At 49.5% G+C, this 23271-nt stretch carries 23 protein-coding genes; 10 read left to right on the top strand and 13 right to left on the bottom strand.

All coding sequences use genetic code 11. From position 1 onward, the window contains the following. Positions 1-71 precede the first annotated feature (71 nt). The 10 genes from DYU11_RS32060 to DYU11_RS32105 all read left to right on the top strand — a co-directional run bounded on the left by DYU11_RS32060 (position 72) and on the right by DYU11_RS32105 (position 9437). Positions 72-962 carry an ArdC family protein gene (locus DYU11_RS32060; RefSeq protein ID WP_119671838.1) on the top strand — a complete coding sequence of 297 codons (891 nt, stop codon included), beginning with the start codon at positions 72-74 and terminating at the stop codon, positions 960-962. 58 nt (positions 963-1020) lie between these two features. Then, positions 1021-1371: a hypothetical protein gene (locus tag DYU11_RS32065; protein WP_119671839.1), complete on the top strand. Its 351-nt coding sequence runs from the start codon at positions 1021-1023 to the stop codon at positions 1369-1371. Positions 1372-1557: 186 nt separating this feature from the next. Beyond that, positions 1558-2001: a hypothetical protein gene (locus DYU11_RS32070; RefSeq protein ID WP_119671840.1), complete on the top strand. Its 444-nt coding sequence runs from the start codon at positions 1558-1560 to the stop codon at positions 1999-2001. A 264-nt stretch (positions 2002-2265) separates the two neighbouring features. After that, positions 2266-2790: a TrbG/VirB9 family P-type conjugative transfer protein gene (locus tag DYU11_RS32075; RefSeq protein ID WP_119671841.1), complete on the top strand. Its 525-nt coding sequence runs from the start codon at positions 2266-2268 to the stop codon at positions 2788-2790. 68 nt (positions 2791-2858) lie between these two features. Further along, entirely contained in the window at positions 2859-4058 is a 1200-nt protein-coding gene (locus tag DYU11_RS32080; protein WP_119671842.1) for a DUF5712 family protein, read from the top strand. A 57-nt stretch (positions 4059-4115) separates the two neighbouring features. Then, complete coding sequence (locus DYU11_RS32085; RefSeq protein WP_119671843.1) at positions 4116-6017, top strand: type IV secretory system conjugative DNA transfer family protein; 1902 nt, start codon at positions 4116-4118, stop codon at positions 6015-6017. A 55-nt stretch (positions 6018-6072) separates the two neighbouring features. After that, the gene (locus DYU11_RS32090) at positions 6073-6282 is read left to right on the top strand and encodes a hypothetical protein (RefSeq protein WP_119671861.1); all 210 of its coding nucleotides are present in this window, start codon (positions 6073-6075) and stop codon (positions 6280-6282) included. Between the two features lie 20 nt (positions 6283-6302). Next, entirely contained in the window at positions 6303-8216 is a 1914-nt protein-coding gene (locus tag DYU11_RS32095; RefSeq protein WP_119671844.1) for a nucleotidyltransferase, read from the top strand. Positions 8217-8368: 152 nt separating this feature from the next. Beyond that, positions 8369-8965 carry a 3'-5' exonuclease gene (locus DYU11_RS32100; RefSeq protein ID WP_119671845.1) on the top strand — a complete coding sequence of 199 codons (597 nt, stop codon included), beginning with the start codon at positions 8369-8371 and terminating at the stop codon, positions 8963-8965. A gap of 40 nt (positions 8966-9005) precedes the next feature. Beyond that, positions 9006-9437 carry a hypothetical protein gene (locus DYU11_RS32105; RefSeq protein WP_229366160.1) on the top strand — a complete coding sequence of 144 codons (432 nt, stop codon included), beginning with the start codon at positions 9006-9008 and terminating at the stop codon, positions 9435-9437. A gap of 8 nt (positions 9438-9445) precedes the next feature. Here DYU11_RS32105 and DYU11_RS32110 read toward each other — a convergent pair whose 3' ends face one another. The 13 genes from DYU11_RS32110 to DYU11_RS32175 form a co-directional block, all read right to left on the bottom strand. After that, complete coding sequence (locus DYU11_RS32110; protein ID WP_119671846.1) at positions 9446-10843, bottom strand: argonaute/piwi family protein; 1398 nt, start codon at positions 10841-10843, stop codon at positions 9446-9448. Beyond that, positions 10840-12618: an SIR2 family NAD-dependent protein deacylase gene (locus tag DYU11_RS32115; protein ID WP_119671847.1), complete on the bottom strand. Its 1779-nt coding sequence runs from the start codon at positions 12616-12618 to the stop codon at positions 10840-10842. The genes DYU11_RS32110 and DYU11_RS32115 overlap by 4 nt, the downstream gene beginning before the upstream one ends. 117 nt (positions 12619-12735) lie before the next feature. Further along, on the bottom strand, positions 12736-13407 hold the full coding sequence (locus tag DYU11_RS32120) for a hypothetical protein (protein WP_119671848.1): 672 nt from the start codon (positions 13405-13407) through the stop codon (positions 12736-12738). Position 13408: 1 nt separating this feature from the next. After that, positions 13409-14623 carry a hypothetical protein gene (locus DYU11_RS32125; protein WP_119671849.1) on the bottom strand — a complete coding sequence of 405 codons (1215 nt, stop codon included), beginning with the start codon at positions 14621-14623 and terminating at the stop codon, positions 13409-13411. Continuing rightward, positions 14620-15954, bottom strand: a complete 1335-nt coding sequence (traM, locus tag DYU11_RS32130) for a conjugative transposon protein TraM (RefSeq protein WP_119671850.1) — start codon at positions 15952-15954, stop codon at positions 14620-14622. Before traM ends, DYU11_RS32125 begins: the two co-directional genes overlap by 4 nt. Continuing rightward, positions 15951-16976, bottom strand: coding sequence for a DUF4138 domain-containing protein (locus DYU11_RS32135; RefSeq protein WP_119671851.1), 1026 nt, complete (start codon positions 16974-16976; stop codon positions 15951-15953). Before DYU11_RS32135 ends, traM begins: the two co-directional genes overlap by 4 nt. Positions 16977-16998: 22 nt before the next feature. Continuing rightward, positions 16999-17556 carry a hypothetical protein gene (locus DYU11_RS32140; protein ID WP_229366162.1) on the bottom strand — a complete coding sequence of 186 codons (558 nt, stop codon included), beginning with the start codon at positions 17554-17556 and terminating at the stop codon, positions 16999-17001. A 72-nt stretch (positions 17557-17628) separates the two neighbouring features. Further along, complete coding sequence (locus tag DYU11_RS32145; RefSeq protein WP_119671853.1) at positions 17629-18777, bottom strand: TraJ family protein; 1149 nt, start codon at positions 18775-18777, stop codon at positions 17629-17631. Positions 18778-18789: 12 nt separating this feature from the next. Continuing rightward, the gene (locus DYU11_RS32150; RefSeq protein ID WP_229366165.1) at positions 18790-21246 is read right to left on the bottom strand and encodes a TraG family conjugative transposon ATPase; all 2457 of its coding nucleotides are present in this window, start codon (positions 21244-21246) and stop codon (positions 18790-18792) included. Positions 21247-21537: 291 nt separating this feature from the next. Continuing rightward, positions 21538-21870: a hypothetical protein gene (locus DYU11_RS32160; protein ID WP_119671854.1), complete on the bottom strand. Its 333-nt coding sequence runs from the start codon at positions 21868-21870 to the stop codon at positions 21538-21540. 197 nt (positions 21871-22067) lie between these two features. Then, positions 22068-22286, bottom strand: a complete 219-nt coding sequence (locus DYU11_RS33760) for a hypothetical protein (RefSeq protein WP_229366167.1) — start codon at positions 22284-22286, stop codon at positions 22068-22070. Between the two features lie 276 nt (positions 22287-22562). Next, positions 22563-22901, bottom strand: a complete 339-nt coding sequence (locus tag DYU11_RS32170) for a hypothetical protein (protein WP_119671855.1) — start codon at positions 22899-22901, stop codon at positions 22563-22565. Between the two features lie 3 nt (positions 22902-22904). Beyond that, on the bottom strand, positions 22905-23271 hold a 367-nt coding region (locus DYU11_RS32175; protein ID WP_374756015.1), incomplete at its 5' end, for a ParA family protein.

Consider the following 23271-nt stretch of genomic DNA (forward strand, 5'->3'; position numbering starts at 1 on the left):
TATTTCAATATATTATTATAATGATATAATGCGTAAATTAGTCCTGTAGTCAACGCAGAAACAACAGCATTATGAGCGCACAGAAAGAAGCCAAATTTGACATTTATGAATTCATCAATGAACAGGTAGTTAAGCAATTAGAGAAAGGCGTTTTGCCCTGGCGCAAGCCGTGGAAAGTGGCTATTGTAGAAGGACAGCAATACACCGTACCCCACAACTACGCAACGAAACGCCCTTATACCGGCGTTAACGCTTTCCTATTGGCTCTTACCCCCTACCGTACACCGATGTTTCTGACCTTCAATCAAGTAAAGGAGTTGGGCGGCATGGTAAAAACAGGGGCAGCCAGTTTACCCATTGTTTTCTGGAAACCAATCAGGGTGAAAGGGGAAAAGGGCAAGGAAGAGGATAAATTGGTACTACGGTACTACCGAGTGTTCAATATTGAGGATACCACGCTACCCGTAGAGATTAAAGACCCGGAACAGAAGCCGGAGCCGGTTGTCATTGATGCGTGTCAGCGAATTGTTGACCAGATGCCAAACTGCCCCCATGTGGTGAGTAATGACCCGGCGCGGTGCTACTACACGCCGTTTTTAGATGTGGTGAACATGGCCCCCGCGCAGAACTTCAAGAAAGCAGAGGATTATTACAGTGTCCTATTTCATGAACTGGTACACGCAACCGGCCACAGCAGCCGATTAAACCGGGCCGAGATTTCCGAAATGGCTTCATTCGGTTCGCAGACGTACAGCAAAGAAGAGTTAACCGCCGAGTTAGGCGCGGCTTACCTCTGTGGCGTTACCGGCATCAGTGCCATTACCATCGACAACAGTAGTGCCTATATTAGTGGCTGGCTGAACAAGCTACGGGGAGACAAACGGTTTTTCTTTGAAGCCGCCCAGAAAGCACAGAAGGCCGCTAACTACATTCAGAACCTCAACCCGCAATACGAAGCCTAAACCTCTCCCCTACTGCCTGCCTTTTCAGAGGTGGGCAGTAGGACAAATTTTTAGAACAATGGAACAGTACAACATGAAATTCATTGCCCCAAATCGGTATCCGAGCGAATGCCAGATTACCATTTATCGGCAATCGGGCATTGTGATCGCAACAGACATCGACAAAGGCATGAGCGTTACGAACGCCTGTGCCGAGATTGCTAACGAGGTGGTCAGGCAATACGGAATCAATCCGCAACGGATGATTTTTATCGAGCAATACCGTCCCGGTCGGCCAGATCAGACGACTGATTTGGTTAGGTTCGACTTTGCCGATGGCAAGGCTTTTCGGCATCCCGATTGGACGCATATACCCCCGGACGACTTTAAAAAAATGATTCAGATTGCTGAAGAAACTGAGGAGACGTAGCCGTTTTATGCTAAGATAGTATAATATTGTTATCATACTATCTTAGCATACTATTATATTTTTTAATCATTTTACTCCGTTTAGGTAACGTTATAACAAGAAAAATACCGTTTAAACGATTTAAACAAAGGGTTTACGTGATTTTGTCTGTTCTTTACAGTTCCAAATCACTAATCTTTGCTGTTCATGCTAACGGCTGTTTCCCCCGTCAAGCGTAAATTAATTGATATTGTCAGAACCTATCAGGGTTTATTGAAGCGGGTTGATGGCTATTTGAAACAGGATTTGGAACACCCAGAAATAGCCGCTTATTTAGGATTGAGCCTAACCAACTACTACACAAAACGGCGGGGTGAGCGGAGGTTTTCGTATCAGGATGTTCGCTTACTTCTTGAGCGATTCGGTACCCAAGAGGAAATGACACAGTACAGAGAATTCATTGAGGTGCGGGATAACATTTATAACTGCCTACAGGATTCACACGTACCGTTAGTTCAATACCGCCGACTACTAAATCTGCAACATTACCGGGATTTGGCCCGACGACGAGACCACCCGGATACCTGGCGGATAGAAGACCTGGAGTTAGTTGGGCAGTTCATGGAGTCAATAGCGTATTGCATCGACTAAACACGGGTGTTTACTTTCACGCGCTACCCGTTTCAGTAAATCATCAAATTCATGTAATTTCGTTAGCCTATTGAGTCAATAGGAGCAGTAGCTATTTTGCTTTTTTGTCGATAGCAAGATAGAAACTCATAACCCATTGATTGCCAAATCAATAGACGACTCAATATTTTAAAATAGTGTACAGATAATATATTAAGCTGCTGTCATACAGTTAGTTATCTTATCGAAGTTGTACACTTTACACCGTAAGTGCCTGATTTTTAGATGGAGCGAGAAACTGTGAAGATTGACGCGGAAGTGGCTCAACGCGCCCGCGATCAGGTCAAGAAATTAAACCAGAAGTTGGCCCGAAAAAAAGGGCCAGGCAAACCTCAAAAAATTACGCTCAACGAGTATCTAAGCAAGGCCGTTGACCATTACATCGAGTTAGGATACGACCCCAGCCGGGAGGACGACAAGAACCCGTTGAAGGAAACCGTCGTCCGCACCACCGACCGGATCATTACGTATCTGCAAAGCCACGAAAAGTGGTACATGGAACCGGTCAGGCAGCATCTTGAAAAAGTAGATGCTCGCTTGGAGCAGTCGGAATTGCCCGGTGCAGCAGAGCCACCGACCGATCTAAAATTTATCAAAGAGATGAGTTTGTTCAGTTACCTGACGAGTGATTTGGTGCTGAATCTTCTGTTTCATCAGTACCGCGATGCCCCCGACGATTTAGCCGAAATCCAGACGTGGGCGGCTAAACGGTATCAGGAGCGGTACGACGAATTGATGCAGAAATATTGATACACTATGATACTGTACTGTTGAATTATTAAAATATTGGTATCACAGTAAAATGATATACTAATTGCATGGTGATTCGTGTACTGCCAGCCAGTAAGGGAGGCATCTACTCAAATGCTGGCTCGTCCCATTTTTTAGTCAACTATCTCGAACACGAAACGCGGGAAGAAAAGCAGTCGGATAAGGCTATCTTTTTCGACCAGCAACGCGAGGGTATCCGAGCCGAGGAAGTTCAGGAACGCATCGACGCAAACGTAAAAGGAGTGCAGAAAGGCAAACCCCTGTTTCATTCCTTAGTCATTTCGCCAAGCCAGGATGAGATAAGGCATCTGAACGATGATCCCGACAAGTTGCAGGTGTACACCCGTCAGGTGATGGAAAACTACGCGGCCAACTTTACCCGGAAGCGTAGAGAGCCGTTGACGAGTGACAACCTTGTCTGGTACGCGACTATTCATAGGAGCCGCCATTATTCAGGGTTGGACGATGCCGTACAGACAGGGCAAGCGCAATCCCGGCAGCGAAAGGAGGGGGAGCAAACGCACATTCATGTCATCGTATCGGCGCGGGATAAAACCATGAGCAGATCACTACATCCTGATGCCGGCAGTAGCCAGTTTAATTACAAAGCCTGGCTTCAAAAGAATCACAGGGACTTTGAGCAAACGTTTGGCTACAAGACAACGGTAACAGAGAAACAACATCAGGAGCGGTTAGAAAAGCAGATCGCCCGGCTGGATCGAGCGGGCTTGTCTCTTGACCGCGAACGAATGATGGCCATTGGCCGACACCATGCGTATTCAACTGATTTCTGGAAAGGCATGAGTCAGGTAGAGCGGGGGATAAAGCAGGGGAGCATCTTTACGGCTAACCAGGCATATGACCGGCTGAATTCAGCGACTGAGCCGAAATCAAAAAACGCCCGGCATCAGGCAGGAGATAGACAGGCTATTCAATCGTATATCCCAACCATTGGAACTCAATCTGAACGAGCTACGAACCGTCAGTCAGTATCGACAAAACTAATTGCCCCAGTTGAAGAAAAAACCAGACGGGTTAACACTGCTTCAGCCGAACCGAAGCCGTTGGCCAGTAATTCAGCCAAAACAGAACTAACGAAATCAACCAACAAACAGGAAGTTAAACCAAGCCGTACCGACCTAAGCCCGCTGATCAGTGCGCTCCGATTCGAGGGTGTACCGGAAACAGGGGAACACGCCCGCACTCAGGACGACGATTACCGTCGGCGATTGAAACGTCGGCGATAAAGTCTCGTTTTGCCAAGTGCTACCTACACTGATACGCTTGACCCAACAAATGATTCGATGAACCAGAACCGTAACGCCGTACTATTATTGGTCTCCCTCGTCGCCCTGCTGATAGGAGGGGAATACTTTTTACTCTTGCACGTTGCGCCGAGTGATGCAGCCTGGTACACCAAATTGTTGAATCTATACATGAAAGGCGGTTGGCTCTTTCGGATGCTGTTTGCCTTGGTGATCCCGATGGCCTTCGCCTTACCCGACGACACTAAAAGCTACCGAGAATTACGAAAGGACAAACGCCCGTCGATGAAAGTACAGCTCGTGGCACTGTTAGGCTACCTTGTCGGTGTAGCCCTGTTGGGTATGGCACACCGGTTTCCGTACCAATTCGCTTACATTGTGCCGGTAGGGGCGGGGGTAAGCACCCTGTTTGGCATCGGTGTCGGGTTCTGGCTATTGCGCCCACAGCCCAAGCGACCGATTACTGAAGACCGGAAAGCCGGTGTATCAAAAAAAGGGTTCCAGTTTCGCACGATGTCGGGCGGCTGGATCAAAATACCTAACCCATTTCGGGGAGTGTTCATTACGGGTGGTCCCGGTTCCGGGAAATCGGAGTCGTTGGCCAAGCCGTTTATCCGGCAGGCCCTCGCGCAGAACTATTGCGGTATCCTTTACGATGTCAAGTTTCCTGAGCTGACAAAGTATGCCTACCACTACCGCAAGCTGAACCCTACTGCAACGACGCGCTTCTGTATCCTCAATTTTCAGGATATGAACCGGACGCACCGGCTCAACCCGATTGCGCCGGATAACTTGCCGACTATCACCTACGCAGAAGAATACGCTCTCGCATTGCTCAAAAATCTGCAACAAGAAATCATAGAGAAGCAAGACTTTTGGTCGCGTTCCTGCACGGCGGTCTTAACGGGTCTGATTTGGTACTTACGAAAGCACCATCCGGCCCAATGTACTTTACCGCATGTGGTAACGCTAATCACAAAAATGCCCTATGACAAACTGATGACTCTTCTCGGAAGCGACTCAGAATGTTTGAGCTATGTAATGAGTGTTATTACAGCTATCGGTAACAAGTCCGCCGATCAGCTATCAGGAGTTGTAGGTACGTTGCAGAACACACTGGCAAAGCTGGCCACGCCCGAAGTGTTCTGGGTCATGTCGGCTACTGACGAGGGATTCAGCATGGACCTCAACAACCCCGATAAGCCAATTTTCCTGTGTTTGGGTGGCGACCGCGAAGTGATGGATTCACTACGGCCATTATTGGGGCTATACAGTACGGTCGCCCTGAAGCGCATGAACCGGCAGGGCAAGCACCATTCTATTCTGTTGCTGGACGAGGCCCCTACCATCTACATACCCAACTTCGAGCAGATCCCCGCTACGGGCCGTAGTTCGCAGATTGCGACGGTATATATGTGTCAGGATTTATCGCAGGTTCGCAAGTACTACGGCGAGAAGGAAAGCCAGATGATTTTGGGAACCCTCAGCAACCAGTTCTATGGAGCTGTGTCGAGCGCAGAAACCGCCAAATACGTCAGTCAGTTGATCGGCAAACATGAGGTTATCACGCCGGAAGAATCCCGTGACAATAGCCCTGCGTTTGACCTCGGCAGCCTGTTCGACGGGCGACACCAGCCGCAACGGGGCCGCAGCACCATCAGTTACCGCAAACAAGAACGCCCGATTGTCAACCCCGAAGACTTGCATGAATTTGACAAAGGCGAATTTATCGGCTTCACCGTCGAGTCGAAGCAGGGCCGTTTTTGGGGACGGATCGCACTCGAACCAGATGAGCAGCCTATCAAAAACCTACCCAATTTCTCCGGGCAGCACGATTTACAGTTGAACATGGATAGCATTGTGCTGGATTGCGCGACGATTTTAGGTCTTGATGATGTTGCAGTCGCCAACCTGCTTTCTGTTGAAAAAACCATTAGCTAAAACCTAAAAATGTCTCTATTTAGGTGTAATTTTGGGTTTTAAATCAATCGACTTTATGGAGAATATACAAGGAGATAAGTTAGGACCGCACGTCACGGTAACGCCCGAAGCCCTTGTAGTGGACTTCGATGCCATTCGGGAGGAAACCATTGAGCGGTACGGCTTCGCCGAGAAACCTGCTGAAGAGCCGTGGATTATAGGCAAGTTGAGCCGCGAAGATTTTGCCATTATGAAGGAAGAAGAGGAGAGAGAAGAAGGCAATTAGCAACAGCACCGAATTAATCAATGACCCGCGATCAGGAGGAGTTTTTGCAGGTGCTCAATAGGCACCAAGTGGAGTATGTTGTCATCGGGGGAAAAGCAGTCCAATCCTACGGTAGTACCCGCAAGGCCGATGACATTGATGTTTGGATAAATCCATCGGCTGACAACGCCAATAAGATGGTATCGTCGGTTAAAGAGTTCTTGGGGGCCAATATGCACCCCCGCGATTTTACCGATGATAAAATTGTGTATTTCGGGCGAAACCCGTATCGGATCGACATTCACAAGGACGTACCGGGTCTGGGTCAGTTTCCCGACCATCACCCAAACCGTGTTCCGGCCCGCACTAAAGACGGCACCGACTACACGGTTGTTTCGCCCCACGATCTGGTTGCCAGTAAGAAAGCTGCCGGGCGACCGAAAGACTTACAGGACATTGCGTATATAGAGGAGCGTGTATTGGGAATCGCTCGTCAGCCAGAGCGGTCGAAGACAGACCAGACAACTTATGAACCGCGCAAGGTTGACTTTGAGGAGTTTAAGCAGCGTATCAACTTAGTCGAATACGCAATGGATCAGGGCTATATCAAAGACCGGCAACGTAGTGGGGGCAATTCAGTATCTCTGTATAAAGACGACGCTGGTGGACGTGAGCGGATTGTGGTCAACAAAAATCAGCGGGGTGGAGTGGATCTCTATTTTAACCCCAATGATGGCTATGATAAAGGGTCGGTCGTGCAGTTTCAGCATCGGCGCGGTACAGGAGAGTGGAAAGACACCATCGAAACCCTGCAACGTTACTTGGGCGAGATGCCTCAGCAGCAACGCCCGGCGCGTGGCAGCGGTCAACCGTCCACCCCACCGCCTGCCGATCAACCGGCACCTACCCGCGAACAGGCCGTTGTGCGTAGTTTCGACCTGAAGCCGCTAACTGACGACACATACCTGAGAGGACGGGGGCTGTCACCGGCGACGGTTAACGCACCGGAGTTTGAGAACGCAGTATTCAACCGATCATACTTCGACCGCAGCCGGGGCAAGCAGTACACTAATACTGTATTCCCAATCAAGAATGAGCAGGGAACGGTGGCCATCATCGTGCGGAACGATGGGTTGAAAATGGTTGAAGGGCCGCGCGGTGACGGTATCTGGATTTCTAATCCGAAGGTCATCGAACCCGGTGGCCGCGCGGACCGGATGGTCATCGCTGAAAACCCTATTGACGCAATGAGCTTTCACCAGCTAAAACCATCGGTAGAAGGGGAAAAAAGGTTGTACATTGGTACAGCAGGTCAACTGTCAACGGGCGCACCCGATACAGTGCAGAAGCTAATCGACCGTTACCAGCCCAAACAGATTGTGATGGCCAACGACAACGATAACGGCGGTTTTCGCAACAACATCAACCTCGTTGGCCGGTTGCGGTATCCGGGTGTTGAAGAGAGCAACAATATTCAGGCGCAATTGTCCATGCCGACACCGAGCCAGTTACGGTTAACGGTGTCAGTCAGCTACCCCGATCAGGCGACGGGTAAACAGCAGGTGCAGCAACTTACCGAGCGGTTTTCGACGGCCCTCAACAAAAATACTCCAGACGATGAGCCGGAGGCCCGCATCAGCGTAAAGGGGTGGCAGGGGAACCGTACCGAGTTTGAAGTTTCGATGCCCAATACCCGACAGAACCTGATCCGGACACAAAACGAATTAGTAGCGGCCAAAGGCTTGAACGAGGTGATTGCCATAAAGCTACCCGTCCATAAGGACTTCACGGAGGACGTACAACGGAATGAAAAACTGACACTACCCGCCCTGCCCGGCGAAGCCAAACAGCAGGTGGCGCAGAACCAACCCGCCGAAAGCCCGAAGATGATGCCCAAATTCGATATGCCTGTTTTGTCGAACGGCCATAATACTCCAACCGGAATGAAGCGATGATGAACCTGTCGATTCTCCTGCAAATGAACGTAGCAGAACGCATTGAGAAGGCCGCAATGCCTTATCTGTTAGGATTTTTACTGCTCGTGCTATTGTGGTTTGGTGGACGGATTTTGCTCGATTTTTTGTTAAGAAAGAGAGGATAATCCGCTATGACCTACTTAATCATCGACACCGAAACCAACGGCCTGCCGCAGTCGTATCACCTACCTGTAACTGACCTGACCAACTGGCCCCGGCTTATTTCCGTAGCCTGGGGATTGTATGAGGAGGATGGTAAGGAACTATGCCGGCACTATGCGTTGGTGAAACCTGATGGCTACCGCTGGAATAAAGTAGCGCAGCAGATTCACCGCATAACGCCGGAGCAGGCCGAAACGAAAGGGCAGCCATTGACCGACGTGCTGAATCAGCTACGCCCGGCTATGGAACGAGCCGATGCCTGGGTAGGACACAATATAGATTTGGACTACGGCGTAATTGGAGCCGAGTTTATACGGGCTGAACGATTGCAACCCGGACTGGATAGTCCGGGTCGGGTAGGAGAGTTCCCCACCAGGCCGGTGCTCTGCACGATGGATGCCAGTGCGAAGGTAACGCCCAACCGGGAGCCAGTACGGTTAGACGAACTGTACCAGTTGCTGACGGGCAAAAAAATGAAAGGAATGCACGACGCTTCAGCCGATATGCTGGCTACAGTTCGCTGCTTTTTTGGACTTAAACAACGAGGATACTTTGAAACATCATAGATTGACTGGCCTGATCGTGGCCAGCTCAATTACATTAGCTGTGGCTGGATGCAACCAGGACGGTCCCACGCCCGATTTCCCGACGACGCGGGCCTACTACTCATTCCGTGTCTTTCGGCCTACTGATCCGCGCCAGCCCCGCAACGAAATTGGCTTCGATACGCTGACCTACCGTGCCGAGGATGGCAGCACCCGCACCCTGACGAACCGGACAGTCTATTTCACGAACGAGTACGACACGACCATCTACGCCAACGTACCCGCCGACCGGGTACTGGAGGGCTATTTGTCGGCCCGCAAAGCGCAGAACGTCACTATCGAGGTGGGCCTAATCGACAAGTCAGGAGCGAAGCAGAAGCAAGATTACCGCTTAGTGGGCACCAACAATCAGGACCCGGCTGCGCTGGTGCCTGTTCGGGTGAGGGTGCGGAAGGAGGTTCCGTTAACGGATATAAATACTTTGAATCAGTGAGATAGGTCTTACATGAAAAACTTGAATTCATAAGGGCGATTTCCCAGCTTAGGTAGACTTTTTAGTGTACTGGCTAATGTAGTTGCATACCCCAATGTTACTGGTAGGCGATCATAGATCGCATCGTGGTTCCAGTTCATTTTAGTTAAGCCCATAATAATATTACAGTGTTCATACCAACTGTCAGAGCCTGCAAACTGGACGATATGTAATGGGCTGGGAATACCTTTAGCTTCTTTATAAAAACTCCAGTTATCTGATTGAATAAGCCCCTGTGTCCACAGAAGAATTTCGTTCGGCTCAACTTGGAGGAAAGTTCCTCGATTGACAGGGTAATTTGAGACTTGTTTTGGATAATCTAACTTAATCGCTCTCCAAGGTGTACTCTGTTTAATCTGTAATAACTCTATTTGAGTGTTAGGAAACGCATCAAAACAGCCTTCAATCTCATCTGCTTTAAATGGGGTGGTCTTATGAACAATGATTCGCTTTAGCGTCCTACCCGGATGCCGACTCAAATAAAGTTCTAAACTACGCTGCATTACTCGACGCATCTCGTACCTGCTTAAAAAAGGATTTTCACCTTGCGTTGAATATTCATCTGCTTGATACGCTATAAATTCTAATCCAGTGCCATCTGAATCGAATACTTGGCTACAACACGTCAAAAACTGGGGTTTATCCGTAACGGCATCCATTCTCATGGCATAACTTAAGCCGATAACAGCGGTATCTTCGTCGTAAGTATTTAATCGCCAAGGTATTCCACCTGATTTTACATAGGTAGCGATGGACAAACGCCAAGCAACACTACACCGGCACCTGTACTTTATCGCGCTGTTTTCACGTATTATCTGAGTGGGAATCCGAAAACTGGCTGTAATGGCTTTCAAGTAATCATGCAAGTCAAAACCTTCTTCCGAATTTTGAAAGCCAGAATTCCACAACTCTGGGAGGTATATGTAAAGCACATCAAATTCAAGTATGAACTTACTCATTTGACGGATCGCCTTTACTAATTCTTGGCTTAAAACGATATGTGGAAGGGGTACGTTTTTTATAAGGTTAACGGGTAAGCTGAGACAGTTTTGTTCATCCAACAGATCTAAAGACTTTTTAAAAACAGATTTGAAGCCAGGATACTGTTTCAGGTAACCTTTTCGCTCAACCGGTTGGTGGTTATTATTTAACTCTGAGATTAAGTTTCTGATAGTCTGATAACAACCTTCGGGATAAATAGCTGCTATACGTATCGTCTCCAAAAATTCATGACCGCCCAAGTTTTGGCTGAATGGCCCGAAACTTAATAACCCTTCCAAAGGATGAATACTGACGGCTCCTGGGTTTTGAGCACTAAATAGAAGTTTAGGCTCTGTGATTCTACTGTTGCCTGAAAACTCTCTCATAGATAACGGCTGAACGATGTTACGTTACTGATTGTAAATGAAGCGTCAATGCCGGATAGTTCGCCAAAAGAATAAAACGATTTTTCTTGAATGGTTTTACTCCCAAATAGAATTTCGATCCAAGCTTGAAGAATTAAGTTGTAAGGGCCATTCAGCCGTTTTGCCATTGCTTCTTTAACAAAAGCTGCACTTTTAAACCGGAGTTCAGTATCTAAAACTCTTGCTACCCGGATTGTAGGTTCAAGTACTAAGTAGATAGATTTCTGTTTTCGAGTAATTGTTATATGTAAAGCATCTACCCATTGTAACCGGGTGTCAGGTATATAACCATTAGTGGCATGCTTGACGGGTTTATTATATGAGCTATAAGTAAGATTATTCAGCGAATCTAACTCTTTGTGTTTCAGTTGACGTGGGTCTAATACAATGTAATAGTTGCTTCGCTTCCTTATCCATCGTAGCGGACGATTCCTTGTTAGCGCATTAAGAAGAGCCTCGGTTACCAAATTCTTAATGGATGAATCATCAAAAGAAAAATGTTTTTCTTCAATTGGATAAATGCTTTTGCGGTTTTTAGGAAAAACTCTGTCGAACTCCCTATCATCTCCAAATCCTACAACCCCCTGCTGTTTTCGGATGCACAATATGTTGGCTTTTGCTTGCTTGACGGCTTCCAGGATTTCTTTAGTGTTACCACATTCGCATTCAATAAGTCGCGCAATACTTGGGTAATCTTTTATTTCAAGAGCGTTCAGCCGGAGGATAGGGTTATGTTTGCCTTTATTGGCTATAGGCTGATGTATTAATCTTCGATTACTGTTCTCTAAAAGTTTTTTAGAGTCCTCAGGTACGTTTTGTAAAAATTTAATAATAGAGGAGAAACACTCCTCAAATGATTCGATCTCAACTAAATACGTTGATACACCTTTTGTTGAAGCTGCTTCCAGAAATGAGGCTACTCTTTCGATTACTTTGTTTCCAGTTCTGACAAACCAGAATATACCAGCGGGAAAGGGAGATGTCGTTTTTAAAGCTTCTTCAAGTACCTCCATAATGGAATTGTCTCGGCCACTATATCCTATGAAAGCAAATCCATAATTCTCACAGGTATTTTTAAAGGCTAATCGAAGCTTCTCATCTTGTTGTTGTAATTCTTCTACGGTATTTTTCATGAAAAGTGAATGAAAATCCCCGTGAAGTTTTAATAAAGCCGGTGTCCTCTGACCTTGTATATATGGCAATCCTTGGTAGTTATTGTCAATCGAGGCAACATGTAATTTTGAAGTACTTTCGTAGGCGAGAGCCGCAGCGTCTTCAATTAAACGGTCAAAATTTGTGGTTAATACAAACCGTAACATTGACATTCTCATTAAAACAGCCATCACCTTATAGCCATAAGTGGGCTTGGCATTTGCTAACTTTCGCTCAATGTATTCGCTCCGAAGTGCGATATCAGGATATGCCCGCTGAAAATAATAGGAGTACTCATCCAAACTATCCTCTAAGGGTGGATCATTGGGGTTATTACTTGTTCGTTGACTATTAAAGTAACTCTGAATTTTGCTTTTTATACCAGGAGTTAAATTACTGTACTGAGAAATGGGTGTGTTTTGCTCTGTGCAGAATATGCTTCGTTTGAAGTCCCAAGTCATATCATAAGCAGAAGGAAGACCTGCTGCAACGGAAGCCCCTGCCCCAGTAAACCAAGCTATATTTTGTCCTCTTAGGCTGAAAATTCTAATAAATTCAGCAGTCTGTAAAGTTGTAACAGCCAATGGGTGTTTTGTTAGAGTCTACGAAAGTTGATCAGAAGGTTGGACGATTAGCAATTGATCACTAAACATCTGATAATTATACAAAAATAGCCGACAAATTAGTTTGTCGGCCATTTTTTACCTCGAATAAGTCAACCCTAATCGCCATTGCTCTTTCTCGTACACCAGCGGCTGATAGCGTTTTTCTTCCCTTCCATTCTCGTAGCGCAAGGCTACCTCAATGACGACTGAATCGGGGGTGACTTCGCGCAGGCCCACTGATTCGGCACCGGTAATGGTGCCACCGTATGTGGCGGTTTGCATCGAGAGGGGCAGCAGGCCCGGCAACTGACGAACTTCTTTACGGAACGCCCGAGAAAGATAAGGGTGGAGGTTAGTGCCGTTGTTCCGGGCGTACTGGTTGGCCACGAAGAAGGCTTCCTCAGCCATGCGCTTTGCTTTCCAATTCTTGCCCTGGTAAAATGTCTTGAACAGCACGACGACCAGCAGCACCGCCAGCAGCCCACCGATGGTCTGGAATGGATATTTGGCGATATAAGCCGAAACCTTTGCAGATAGAATCTGAGCTGGTTTCAGGTCCTCTTTCTGTTCAGGTATTGCAGCCGGTCGAGTGCGTTCGTCGGTGCTACGTTGGTTGGTGTTCCCGGTCGGTCGTGATTGTTTCGGACGCTCTGCTTCTTGCGTTGTCCCCTCAGCCGGGCGCGTCGAGCCGTTCCGTTTTGTCCGGTTCGTTGGTCCGGTTCCATTTGGGCTGACAGGCGGAAACTGATCGTTGTTATTGTCTTTCATCTTACAGCGAGAGGTCTAAGTACCGGTACGATTCCTGCATATATGAGCGTGCTCGTTTCATCTCCAGCACCTGTTGTAGCGGTGTTTTCTCTAATGCTTCTTCCATCAGTTTATCGCCCTTCTGCCGGTATTCGACCGATTGCGAGGCCATGTCCATCGCGGATTTTTGCAGCGATGCCCGTTCTCCAGTACTCAGGCGCAGACCGCGAGGGGCAGCCTGATCGGCGAAATAGCCCATATCAGGTGAGTTTGGGTTGAACATCGGTGTACTTTGAAACGCACCGTCCATGCTTGACAGGAAACTTTGCGCGTCGTTGTTCACCTGTTCGATCATGCTCTGAAGCTGACTCTGCATTTCAGCGGGGAAACTGCTCAGATCACCGAGTGACATCAGATCAAAGCCGGAGCCGATGTTGGGCGGGTCGGCGATCAACTGCTGAATGCTGGATTCGGTCATACGCTGTAACACCGTTTGCCGTAGTCGGCGGGCGATGTCGATGGCTGTGCCGTTCTGCTCATCGTTCAGGGCGTTATTCAACGTAACCGATTGCGCGTAGAGTTCGTCGGCCAGTTTGTAATACAGTAACGATTGGACGATTTTCTTTTTCTGCGCGGCCGTCTGGAATTGCAGCAGGTGTTGGGCTTCCTCACCCCGCGCCGTGCCGAGGTCGGTCAGGTTGGCGGGTTGCCGGGCATCGAGGCCCGACTTACCGAAGAACATATCGTAAATCTGACCGCCGTTGTCCTGAGCTAACGGATAGTTACGGGCTGCACCGTCGGCGATCTGCTTTTCCAACTGTTGCAGAAACAGGGCGGGTACGTAGCCGCTCAGATACTGATTCACTTCCTGCTGAATCTGGTTGAAGACAACCAGGTCGTTGAATTTGATTTGCCCGTCTCGCGACCGGATTGCTTTCAGTTCCGATACCGAGCGCATCAGGTCTTCGACACTCCGGGCAATCTCCAACTGTGCCTGTGTGTAGAGTTCGGTGCCCTGGCTGCTTTCATCAATCCGAGCCAGTTTGCCGAGTTGCTTTTTGTTCTTGTCCAGAATCTTTTTCAATTCCAGTAAACGCGCTTTGGCATAAGGGTCTTTACCGCCTTTGAGACCCAGCAGTGATAGCCCCAGATTGATGATGGTTTCGACCTGGCTATTGCCCGGCACCGGCACGATCAGCAGAATGGCCAGCAGGGTTAGAAGAATTGTCTTTTTCATTTGACTGGGACAAAAAACACTTTAAAACCATCCTGTAAATTCAGTTTCTGACGCACCTCCCTTCGTCGGCCCGTCGTTGCCGCCGAAGCCAGACCCGCGCCAAGCGATGCCAGTGCATTGCCGGCCACTGGTACACGGGTTGCCTGATTGATCGAGTAGCCCGCAGACCAGGCGGCTTGACTCGCTGCCTGACTCATGGCACTACCGGTAGCCTGATCGACTTGCTGCCGAGAGGGTTTATCTGATTGTAGGGCTAATCCCTCGTTCATATCCGGGTCTAACGCCCGCAGCCGCACCGGTACGGCTTCACCCGTACTGAGTCGTAGGGTGGTGATGTTGAATATGGCCCGGTTGCTGCCGACCTGCGCGAAACCCACCAAAATTGAGCCTTTAGGAGCGAAGCGGTCACGGATTTTGGCATCGGCCAGCGTTCGGAACATTACCCGCGTTCCATTCATGATGGTTTGGTCTCCACTGACCACGCCCGGTATCGGCTCGTTATCCTCTAACTCAACGGTGGCCAGCGACGGGGGCGGCAATGTCTGCTGCCCGGCATATGAGTTGTTGTTATTACCTTCTGCCTTTACGGTGTTGAAGCCCGCCCGTAGTAGCAAGTCCTCCCGCGTAGGGTTGGCATGATACGGATCGCCATAAGCCGATGAACGGCCCGAGTAGTCAGAGCCATACGAATCGGTTTGGTAGCGACGCTTTGGCGCAGCACCGTAAGAACTACCCGATGTGTTTCGCCGATTGCCTGACTGCCGCGTTAATTGCTGAGAGCGGTTCAACTCACGCTGAACGGATGGATTCTGATGAACCGAATCTTTCGACATCCGATTGGCTTGCTGTTGTTTGAGAGCGAGGCCATATATATTGTTTACACCATCGTAGTTCATCGTCCGCATCTGTTCTTCATCGGCGTAATCGGTGGGCTGGTTTTTCCGGTTGCTTTCCCGTTCGGCTACGTCGATTGGCTCGGTAGGTACTGGAGCCTTAAAACCATTAGTCGAGATCGTCATTTTCCAGAGGAGACCGACGATGCCCAATACGGCTATTAGCCCTACCAACACTCCGATAACGAACCGCTTGCGCTTCGATAAGTCAGCTTTGCCCGATGCCGAATCCTGTTGTGTCGATGCTAATTCATCTGAATCATCATCGCCTAATTCGTCGTATTCTTCATCGACCTCATCAATTTCTTCGGCAGGTTCATTGCCTGTCAATGCCGCAGGATGTTCATTGCCAAACTGATCGGCCGGAGCGTCGGCCTGGCCGAAAGCGCCGAAAGCATCGTCGTCTAAGCGGGCTTCTGGTTTCTTCTTTTTGCTCATTTTCGTAGCAGGGTCAGGATGGATTCTGTCTCAAAAAAACGTCCCTTAAAAAGTGGATTTCGGTGCGGAGTGGCTTTGCGCCGGGCGTACAATACCTCGCGCATTGGTAGGCTCAGTGTGACATTTCGGGTGCCGGTTTTCTCGCGGACATTGATAACGAACCGGCTGCGGCTCTGTGGGGCAAATTGGGGCAGTAAGAACCGTAGTCGTGTTTCCTGACCCGCTTCGATTCGTTCCGGTATCGTCTCGAATACAGGTTCCATCGGGTAGGTTTCCCCGTCGAGGTAAGCCCCCTTGCGCTTTTTGGCCTGGTGCTGATACCAGAAACTAACCTGATCGAGCAGGAACGGCATGGCCGTTTTGTTGTTCACTGTTAGTTGAATGTACGTGTTCGTCGAGTCGTGCATCAGGTGGGTCAATTTGACCGAAATCCCGCTGTTTCGCTCCCGGTCATGATGCGTAGCGGAGCCACTCAGTAGCGAGTCCATTCGCACCTGCAACGCATTTTTGACAGTGCTTACAGGTACATTTACCACAGTTGGGCGGTCCTCAACGGGTGAAGTCACGCCCGTTAGCGGGTTCAGAGATGCGAGTAACGGCCCATTGTAAGGAAAGGCTATTTGAGTAGCGGGCGCAGTACGCTGAATGGACTGCCCGGCTATGGCTGTACCACCACTACCCGGTTTAGGGGTCGGCGGGTTAAGCAACTTAGCGACTTCGACAAAGGCCGGAGGTGTTTTACCTGATACGCTCAGATAGCCGAGGTATGTGCCGTTATCCGTCCGAACAAAGAATGGCGACTTACGGGCCGACGTTAATCGGGGCCGGATAAACACGATGTTGCCAGATTCGATCTTTACCAGATACTCCGGGCTGATGTCCACCAAAGCGACTTTCGAGGGGAAAATAAGATAGGTCGTCGTCAGGCGGTTTACCCGGATCGTATCAGGCAGGTAAGTTTGTGCATGGCTGAGTCGGGAAAGCCCGAACGCCAATAGTAGGGGAATGAAGTGCTTTTTCATCGTAAATGTTGCTAAGGATATGCTACTTATTTGAGCGGGAGCCATCGGGAGCCGGACGACGGTATTCGATAAAGTTGAACCCGTCGATCAGCAGACCGTAAGGGTTAATGTCTGATCGGAGTTGGCGCGATAGTGTGAACCGGGCAGCAACGGGCTGTACAGCAATCTGGTTGTCATAAACCACTTCCTGCGCTCCCCACACGATGCCCCGGTACGGCTCGACGCTCATATCGACCGATACTGAATCGCACGTCCAGTTGGTGTGCGAATTATACCGGTGGTAGTTTTCGAGCACCTGCCCACGCTTGAATGTTTCGTAGATAGCGCGTCCATCGTTGTGATCAACCAGCTTCATACCGTGATTGACCCGTTCGCGGAAGGTGCTGGCATCGTGCTGAAACATCAGGTCCATGAACGACCGCACTAAGTTCCGGGCCTCGTATTGAGTAGGTTGTACCTGACCGGCTGCAATAGCCGAGGTGGTTCCGTTATCGGTGGTCACATAGACCCGTTCAGCGTTCTGGCTTGTTTCCCGCACGTAGGCGTACAGCCAGGCGACGTTGCTCAGAGCCAGTGCCATAATCAGTCCTAAGCAAATGAATTTTAAGGATTTGATTAGGGTTGTAACGTTGTTTGCTTGCTGCATCATGGTTTAAACAAAAGAATAGTCATCGTAACGGTCATCATCGGCTCTCCGCTGGCCTTCATTCAGGGCCGGTGCATCGTAGCTTGGTTCTGGTTCTGCCTGACGGCCGACGCGGGCTTCGTAGCTTTCTTCCCGTTCGGCCCGAGATGTGTTCTTCGCCGTTTTTTCAGTACTGGCCTTGCTGGTATTATTGGTCGAGTTGCCAGAACGTGAATTGTTGCCGCTCGAACTGTTCCGGCTCATAGATTGTCCCGTCCGCATGGCTTCGCCCGGCAGATTGGCCCCTTTGTTAGCTGCCCAGCCTGCCAGACCACCCGCCGAGGTAATGCCCCCGATAAACGTATTGGTCAAGAAGGGCGTGGCTAAATAGGCACCCATGACGCAGTAATGCACGACGACTAAATTGAAGATGGCTCCGAATCGCTGTTCGAGCGTGGCGTTGTTCATCATGTTGTCGATGTGCGAATCCACGAGATTATCCACGTAGAAATTGACGATATTGTCAAGTACACCGATGGTCATCGCCCAGAACTTGGCATGGAGCAGGTTACGAAACCAATAGGCCATTGCACCCTGAAAGCCGGGAATCATCGAGATTAGGATGGCAATTGGGCCGGTGATCGCCAGAAAGACGACGACCAAAACCTGCATCTTAGCCACGAATGCCCGAACCAGCAGCGTCAGTCCCTCAGCCACTAACCGTACCAGCTTTAGAATGACCATCTCCATTGAATTGCTCATTACGCCCAACACAATGTCGATGTCTTTCTTCATCTGATCGGTGTCCCATTTCAGGTCGAAATCTTTCCAGAGGTTGGAATTAGCCGTTGTGAAGGCCCCATCCACTTTAGCGGTCATCGCTTTGAGCGAAGCCAGCACCTCTTGTGGGTCTTTCGGCGAAAACAAACTCGCCACATAATCAATCATGCCGGTGGCAATAGACAGGAGGTCGCTGTAAAGCGTCAGTACAATGGTCAGGATGATTGCCCGAATGACCGGCGTGTAATCAGTCGTCAAATCTGACGATACCAGAAACGTTCGGCCCAATGCCCAAAGGAAATTGATGAGCATGAGCGCAGCCGCCAGCCCCAATACTTTGGTACGGATCAGGTCGCCGTTATTGGCCATCAGGAAGCCAAACGAGGTTTCATTCATACGTAAAAGGGTTTAGATGATGCCAGCCGCCCTGTCTTCGTTGAACTGCCTAACCGCGTACACAATGTTGCCCCGATATTCCTGGGTGAGGTCGCGCAGGTATTCGCGTTCGGCGGGCTTCGAGGTCAGCAGTGGGTAGATGTTCGGAGCTGCTTCGAGCCGATAGACCTTACCATATTCGCCCTGCCGGATGAATATTTCCCGCCAGGTCTTCGACACCCGGATCGAGCGCATCTTGTCCAACTCATGCTTGGTGAAGCCCAGCACTGCCGATACACGGTCAAGCTGTTTGGTGTCCTGATGGTTAAGGATGATTTTGGTATCCGCGTTGGCCACAATCACCGGACCGACTGCCGAATCTTCGATTTCCTTAACCCCCTGCGTAATGATGCACATCGACCCATTGTTCTTCCGAATCGTCCGGTACATCATTTCCACGAAGTCGCCCATCCCTTCCGAAAGCATTGACCAGGCTTCATCCATATAGAGGTACTTCACATCTTTCGGATAGCGACGAATCACATCTAACGACAGTTCGGTAATCAGCATCGTGACCACCGATTTCAGTAATTCATTGTCTTTGATTCGGGCCATATCGAAGCAGACGAGCCGGTAGCCGCTGATGTCTTCATTCTCCCCAGCATCCAGCACGTCGCGATAATGACCCACTACGAACGGTTCCAGACAGGTGAAGAATTCGGCAAAATCAAACGCTTTGTTCCAACGAACCAACTCTTCAGTGCTTTCATTTTCTTTCAGGTATTGGTACAAAAAGTCATAGAAACCGACCAGACTCGGCACCGGTGTCGGCGGGTTGCCGGGGTCGCGTTCAATCCGGGTGTTATACCACTCGTAGTACATCGGAATCAACCGAACCAGCACCGACCGTTCAGCCTGACGCACCGGACGTTTGTAGCCTTTCCAGATGATAGCCAGCAGCGTGGACAGAAAGTTGATCTTGTCACCATCCGGCACGTACTGGCCAGCACTGTTCACTAAAATCCCGAACGGGTTGAACTTGATTGGGTTCTGGGGGTCGTATTGGTAGTAGCGACCACCGAGGGCTGTCATGAGTGAGTAGTACGTACCGCCCACGTCGATGATGATCTGCCTGCGCCCGGCTTCATACCGTTGCAGCATAAAATAGCCCATCGTGAACGACTTACCCGAACCCGTTGGCCCTACCACGACGCTATTCTGATTGTTTAAATCAGTATTGAACAGGTTGACCAATATTGGATTCCCATAGCGGTCAGATAAAAGTTCGCCCTGATTGGCCGTGCGGTAGTTCGTCGCGCAGTTGAGGTAACAGGCCGCGTTATCGCCCGACATTAACAGCCAGCGATAATTCTGATAGCCATTGCCTGGAGCCAGCGCAAAGAACAGGTTCGTCGTGTCCATCGTCTCGACAAATACGTCGGCCCCACCCATCGCCCGGAAAGAAGCAATACCCCGCTGCACCAGTCCTTCTCGTAATTTGTTATCAGTGCTCCAGACCACGAGCGACAGATTGACGCTGATCAGGCTTTTGTTGTCCGTCCGCAATCCGTCGATGTAGTCCTCCAGTTCGAGCATCTTGATCTTGTTCTCGTGGGTCATCAGGAAATCAAGGTTGCGGTTGATTTTCTGCTCGAACTCCAAAGAGCCAATTACCTTTTCGGTATCCTCGATTAGGAAGCTCGTTATCAGCAGATGCGGTACTTGCAGGTCCAATGCCAGATTCGACACGAACGGAGCATCGACACCTGTCCGGGCTGGTTGGGTGTTGTAGATGACCGAAGGCTGACCCGTCATGGTCAGAATGTTAATCTTCTTTTCGCCCAAGCCCACGAAGGTTGCGTCAGGCTGTACGGAACGATTCAGGGTCGTTGGTTGCCGGTTGAATTCCAGATTGAAGTACTGGAAATACAGATTTTCCAATCCTTCGCTATCCAGGCGGGTAAGGCGAAGCCGCCCCAGTGAAATACTCTGTGTAAATTCCTCAGCCGCCCGTTCAGCACGCTCGACCAGTGCGTCTATACCCTCGAACGGGTCTTTGAGCATCGGCAGGCCCAGCCGTGCCCAGAGTGTGTTGGCCGCATTCGTGCGCGGTTGCCGCTCATTGCCAAACGAAATGAACAGATAGGCCGCGTGGTGCAGTACTGACCGCTCCTGCAAATGCCCATGTTGCTGTTGTGTAAACGGCGCGTTTGTTTGCTCCTTTACACCCTTCGGCATCCGGTGACGTTCGGTATAGTACGCATCCATCCGCTGAATGACTGTACCAATCGGTAACGTCCGGGTAGCTCGGTAGAAGGCCGACCCCAGCGCATCATACTCCCCGCTCGTAATGCTTTCAGCTTCGACCCCCTCGAACCGATAGCCAATAGCTATCCGTCCATCTTTCAGCACAGCGACCGCCCCGCCATCGCGGTTATCTTCGATGCTGAAGACGGGAAATATTGCGTCGTAATTGACCGTCTTTGCCACGAAATTTGATGGTTACGTGATTGACCCGCTTTGGTTGAAGCCAGGCCCAAGAAATCATTGAAATCAGAAAGGAGGGGTGCTTATGTCGTTCACCCCATCGAAGCACCAGCCAAGACAGTACCAGCAGAATGAGAATGACCGCATACACAGCGCGGGGAACCGGGACGATAGTCCGTGCCAGCGAAGCCAACGTAATCAGCCCGATAAGCAGACAGACGTACAGCCCCAGTTCCTGCATCCGCATTCCTAGAATCCGCGTCGGCTTCTCCAAGGATTTTTGCACTTTCATACCTATCGCGTCAAGGTATAGCCGCCCGTCGAACCGCCCGACGTTGTTTGTACGTCGTTGACGATCAGGTTGAACCCGAACCAGATGATAGCTCCAACGACGAGGTACAGCAGATTTCTAACCGAGTTCGGCGAGTTACTGATGAAGGCCGAAACCACCTTCACTACACCAATGACCATCAGGATACCAAAGATGACGTTACCAATGGTAACGATAGTGTTGTAATAGCCCGTCAGGGCCTGCGAAACTTGCCCGCTGCTACCCGGCTGGGCCAGCAGATTCATTGATACAAGGCACAATAGTGCCGTAGTCGTAAAGATTACCGACTTTTTCATCGTAAGCGATTTGTTTTAGGTTATGTAATTGGTTGTTTGATGCTGTTCTAAAAGCCTCATTTTGAGGCATGGCTTTCCCTTACGTATAGGTATATACGTCTAACTCGTTGGTAGTGCGGCTGATGGCAACCACACCCAAGTTTTAGGAATTGGAATTGTCCGTTAAGACAAGGGCGGACGGGAGAGGTACTTTTTCATCATAGCTGACTGTTACGGTTGTATATATCCTTAAACTGGTCGGCCGCATCCTGCAAGGCTGCAAACCTCGATTGACCGGCACTCCGGCTACGCTTTACTGTCTCAGTAGTTGTCGAATTTTTGTCCAGCGTCAACGCTGAACCTAAGTCTTCACCAAAGCCACTTTCGATTGGCTCTTCAGAAGCCGGAGCGGGCCGGGTTTCTTCAGGTGGTTTCACCCGTTCGGGCGGTTTGGACTCCGGTTCGCTTTTTAGTCGGTTTCGTCGGTCAGCTACTGCCTTCCGTTGACCTTCTAACAATGACGTTCGGTCTGTCCGTAGTGGCACCGTTATTGGCTTTTGTATTGGCTGGTTAGATTTCTTATAGTTCCGATAGGAAAACAAGACTAATAGGCCAAAAAAAAGACTTGTACCCAAGTATGCGGCTGTTTCGAGCATCATCTTGAGTACAAATCTAAAACACAAAACCTAAAAACGTCCCTATTCAGAGACAAATTATAGTTTATTTTTTTCGAGTAAAGCGACCATATTCTGAACTCGCGGATCAGCGGCAAGAGCTTCGGAAGCTATCTCCCTGATTTCTATGCCATAATGCACCGAAGCCATTTTCAGTAGCCGATGTACCGACCGACGGATGGTAATGACCTGGTAGCCTTCTTCATCCCTTTCTTTTTTTACCTCGGCTACCGGTTGAGGAGCAGTTTCAACGGCAGGTGGCTCCGGTGCAGCTTCCTGGCCTGGTAACTGAGCAGGGGCGTGTAGGGCTTCCTGTACCGCTTTGTTGGTATCTGGATTCTCCAAAAACGAGGAGAAGGGGCGTTTATTTTTTGCCATGACTTACGTGATTTGGTATCGCTGTTTAAATTCCTGATAGAACGCTTTGTATACCTCGGCAATGCTCGAATAATCGGATGGGCAGTCGATGGTTCCTACGCGCATGAAGTCGGCCCGGTTAGGTAGAGCATTGTCAAAGATGGTAATGTCGAGCATTTCGGCATACCGGTTTATGTCGTTGTTTTCGCGCAGGTTGGGTTGCCGGAAGTTCTGAACCCCGAAGATGTTAAAGTCGAACCCCCGTTCCCGGCGAATGTCACCCATCTTTTTAGCTGCCTTGATAAACTCGAAAGCGGATAGTACGTCGGAGTCGCCAAGGCGAATTGGGACAAGGATACTGTCACAAAAGGTGAGCGCCATCACCGCTTCG

The sequence above is a fragment of the Fibrisoma montanum genome, from assembly GCF_003583365.1.
GTDB lineage: Bacteria > Bacteroidota > Bacteroidia > Cytophagales > Spirosomataceae > Fibrisoma > Fibrisoma montanum.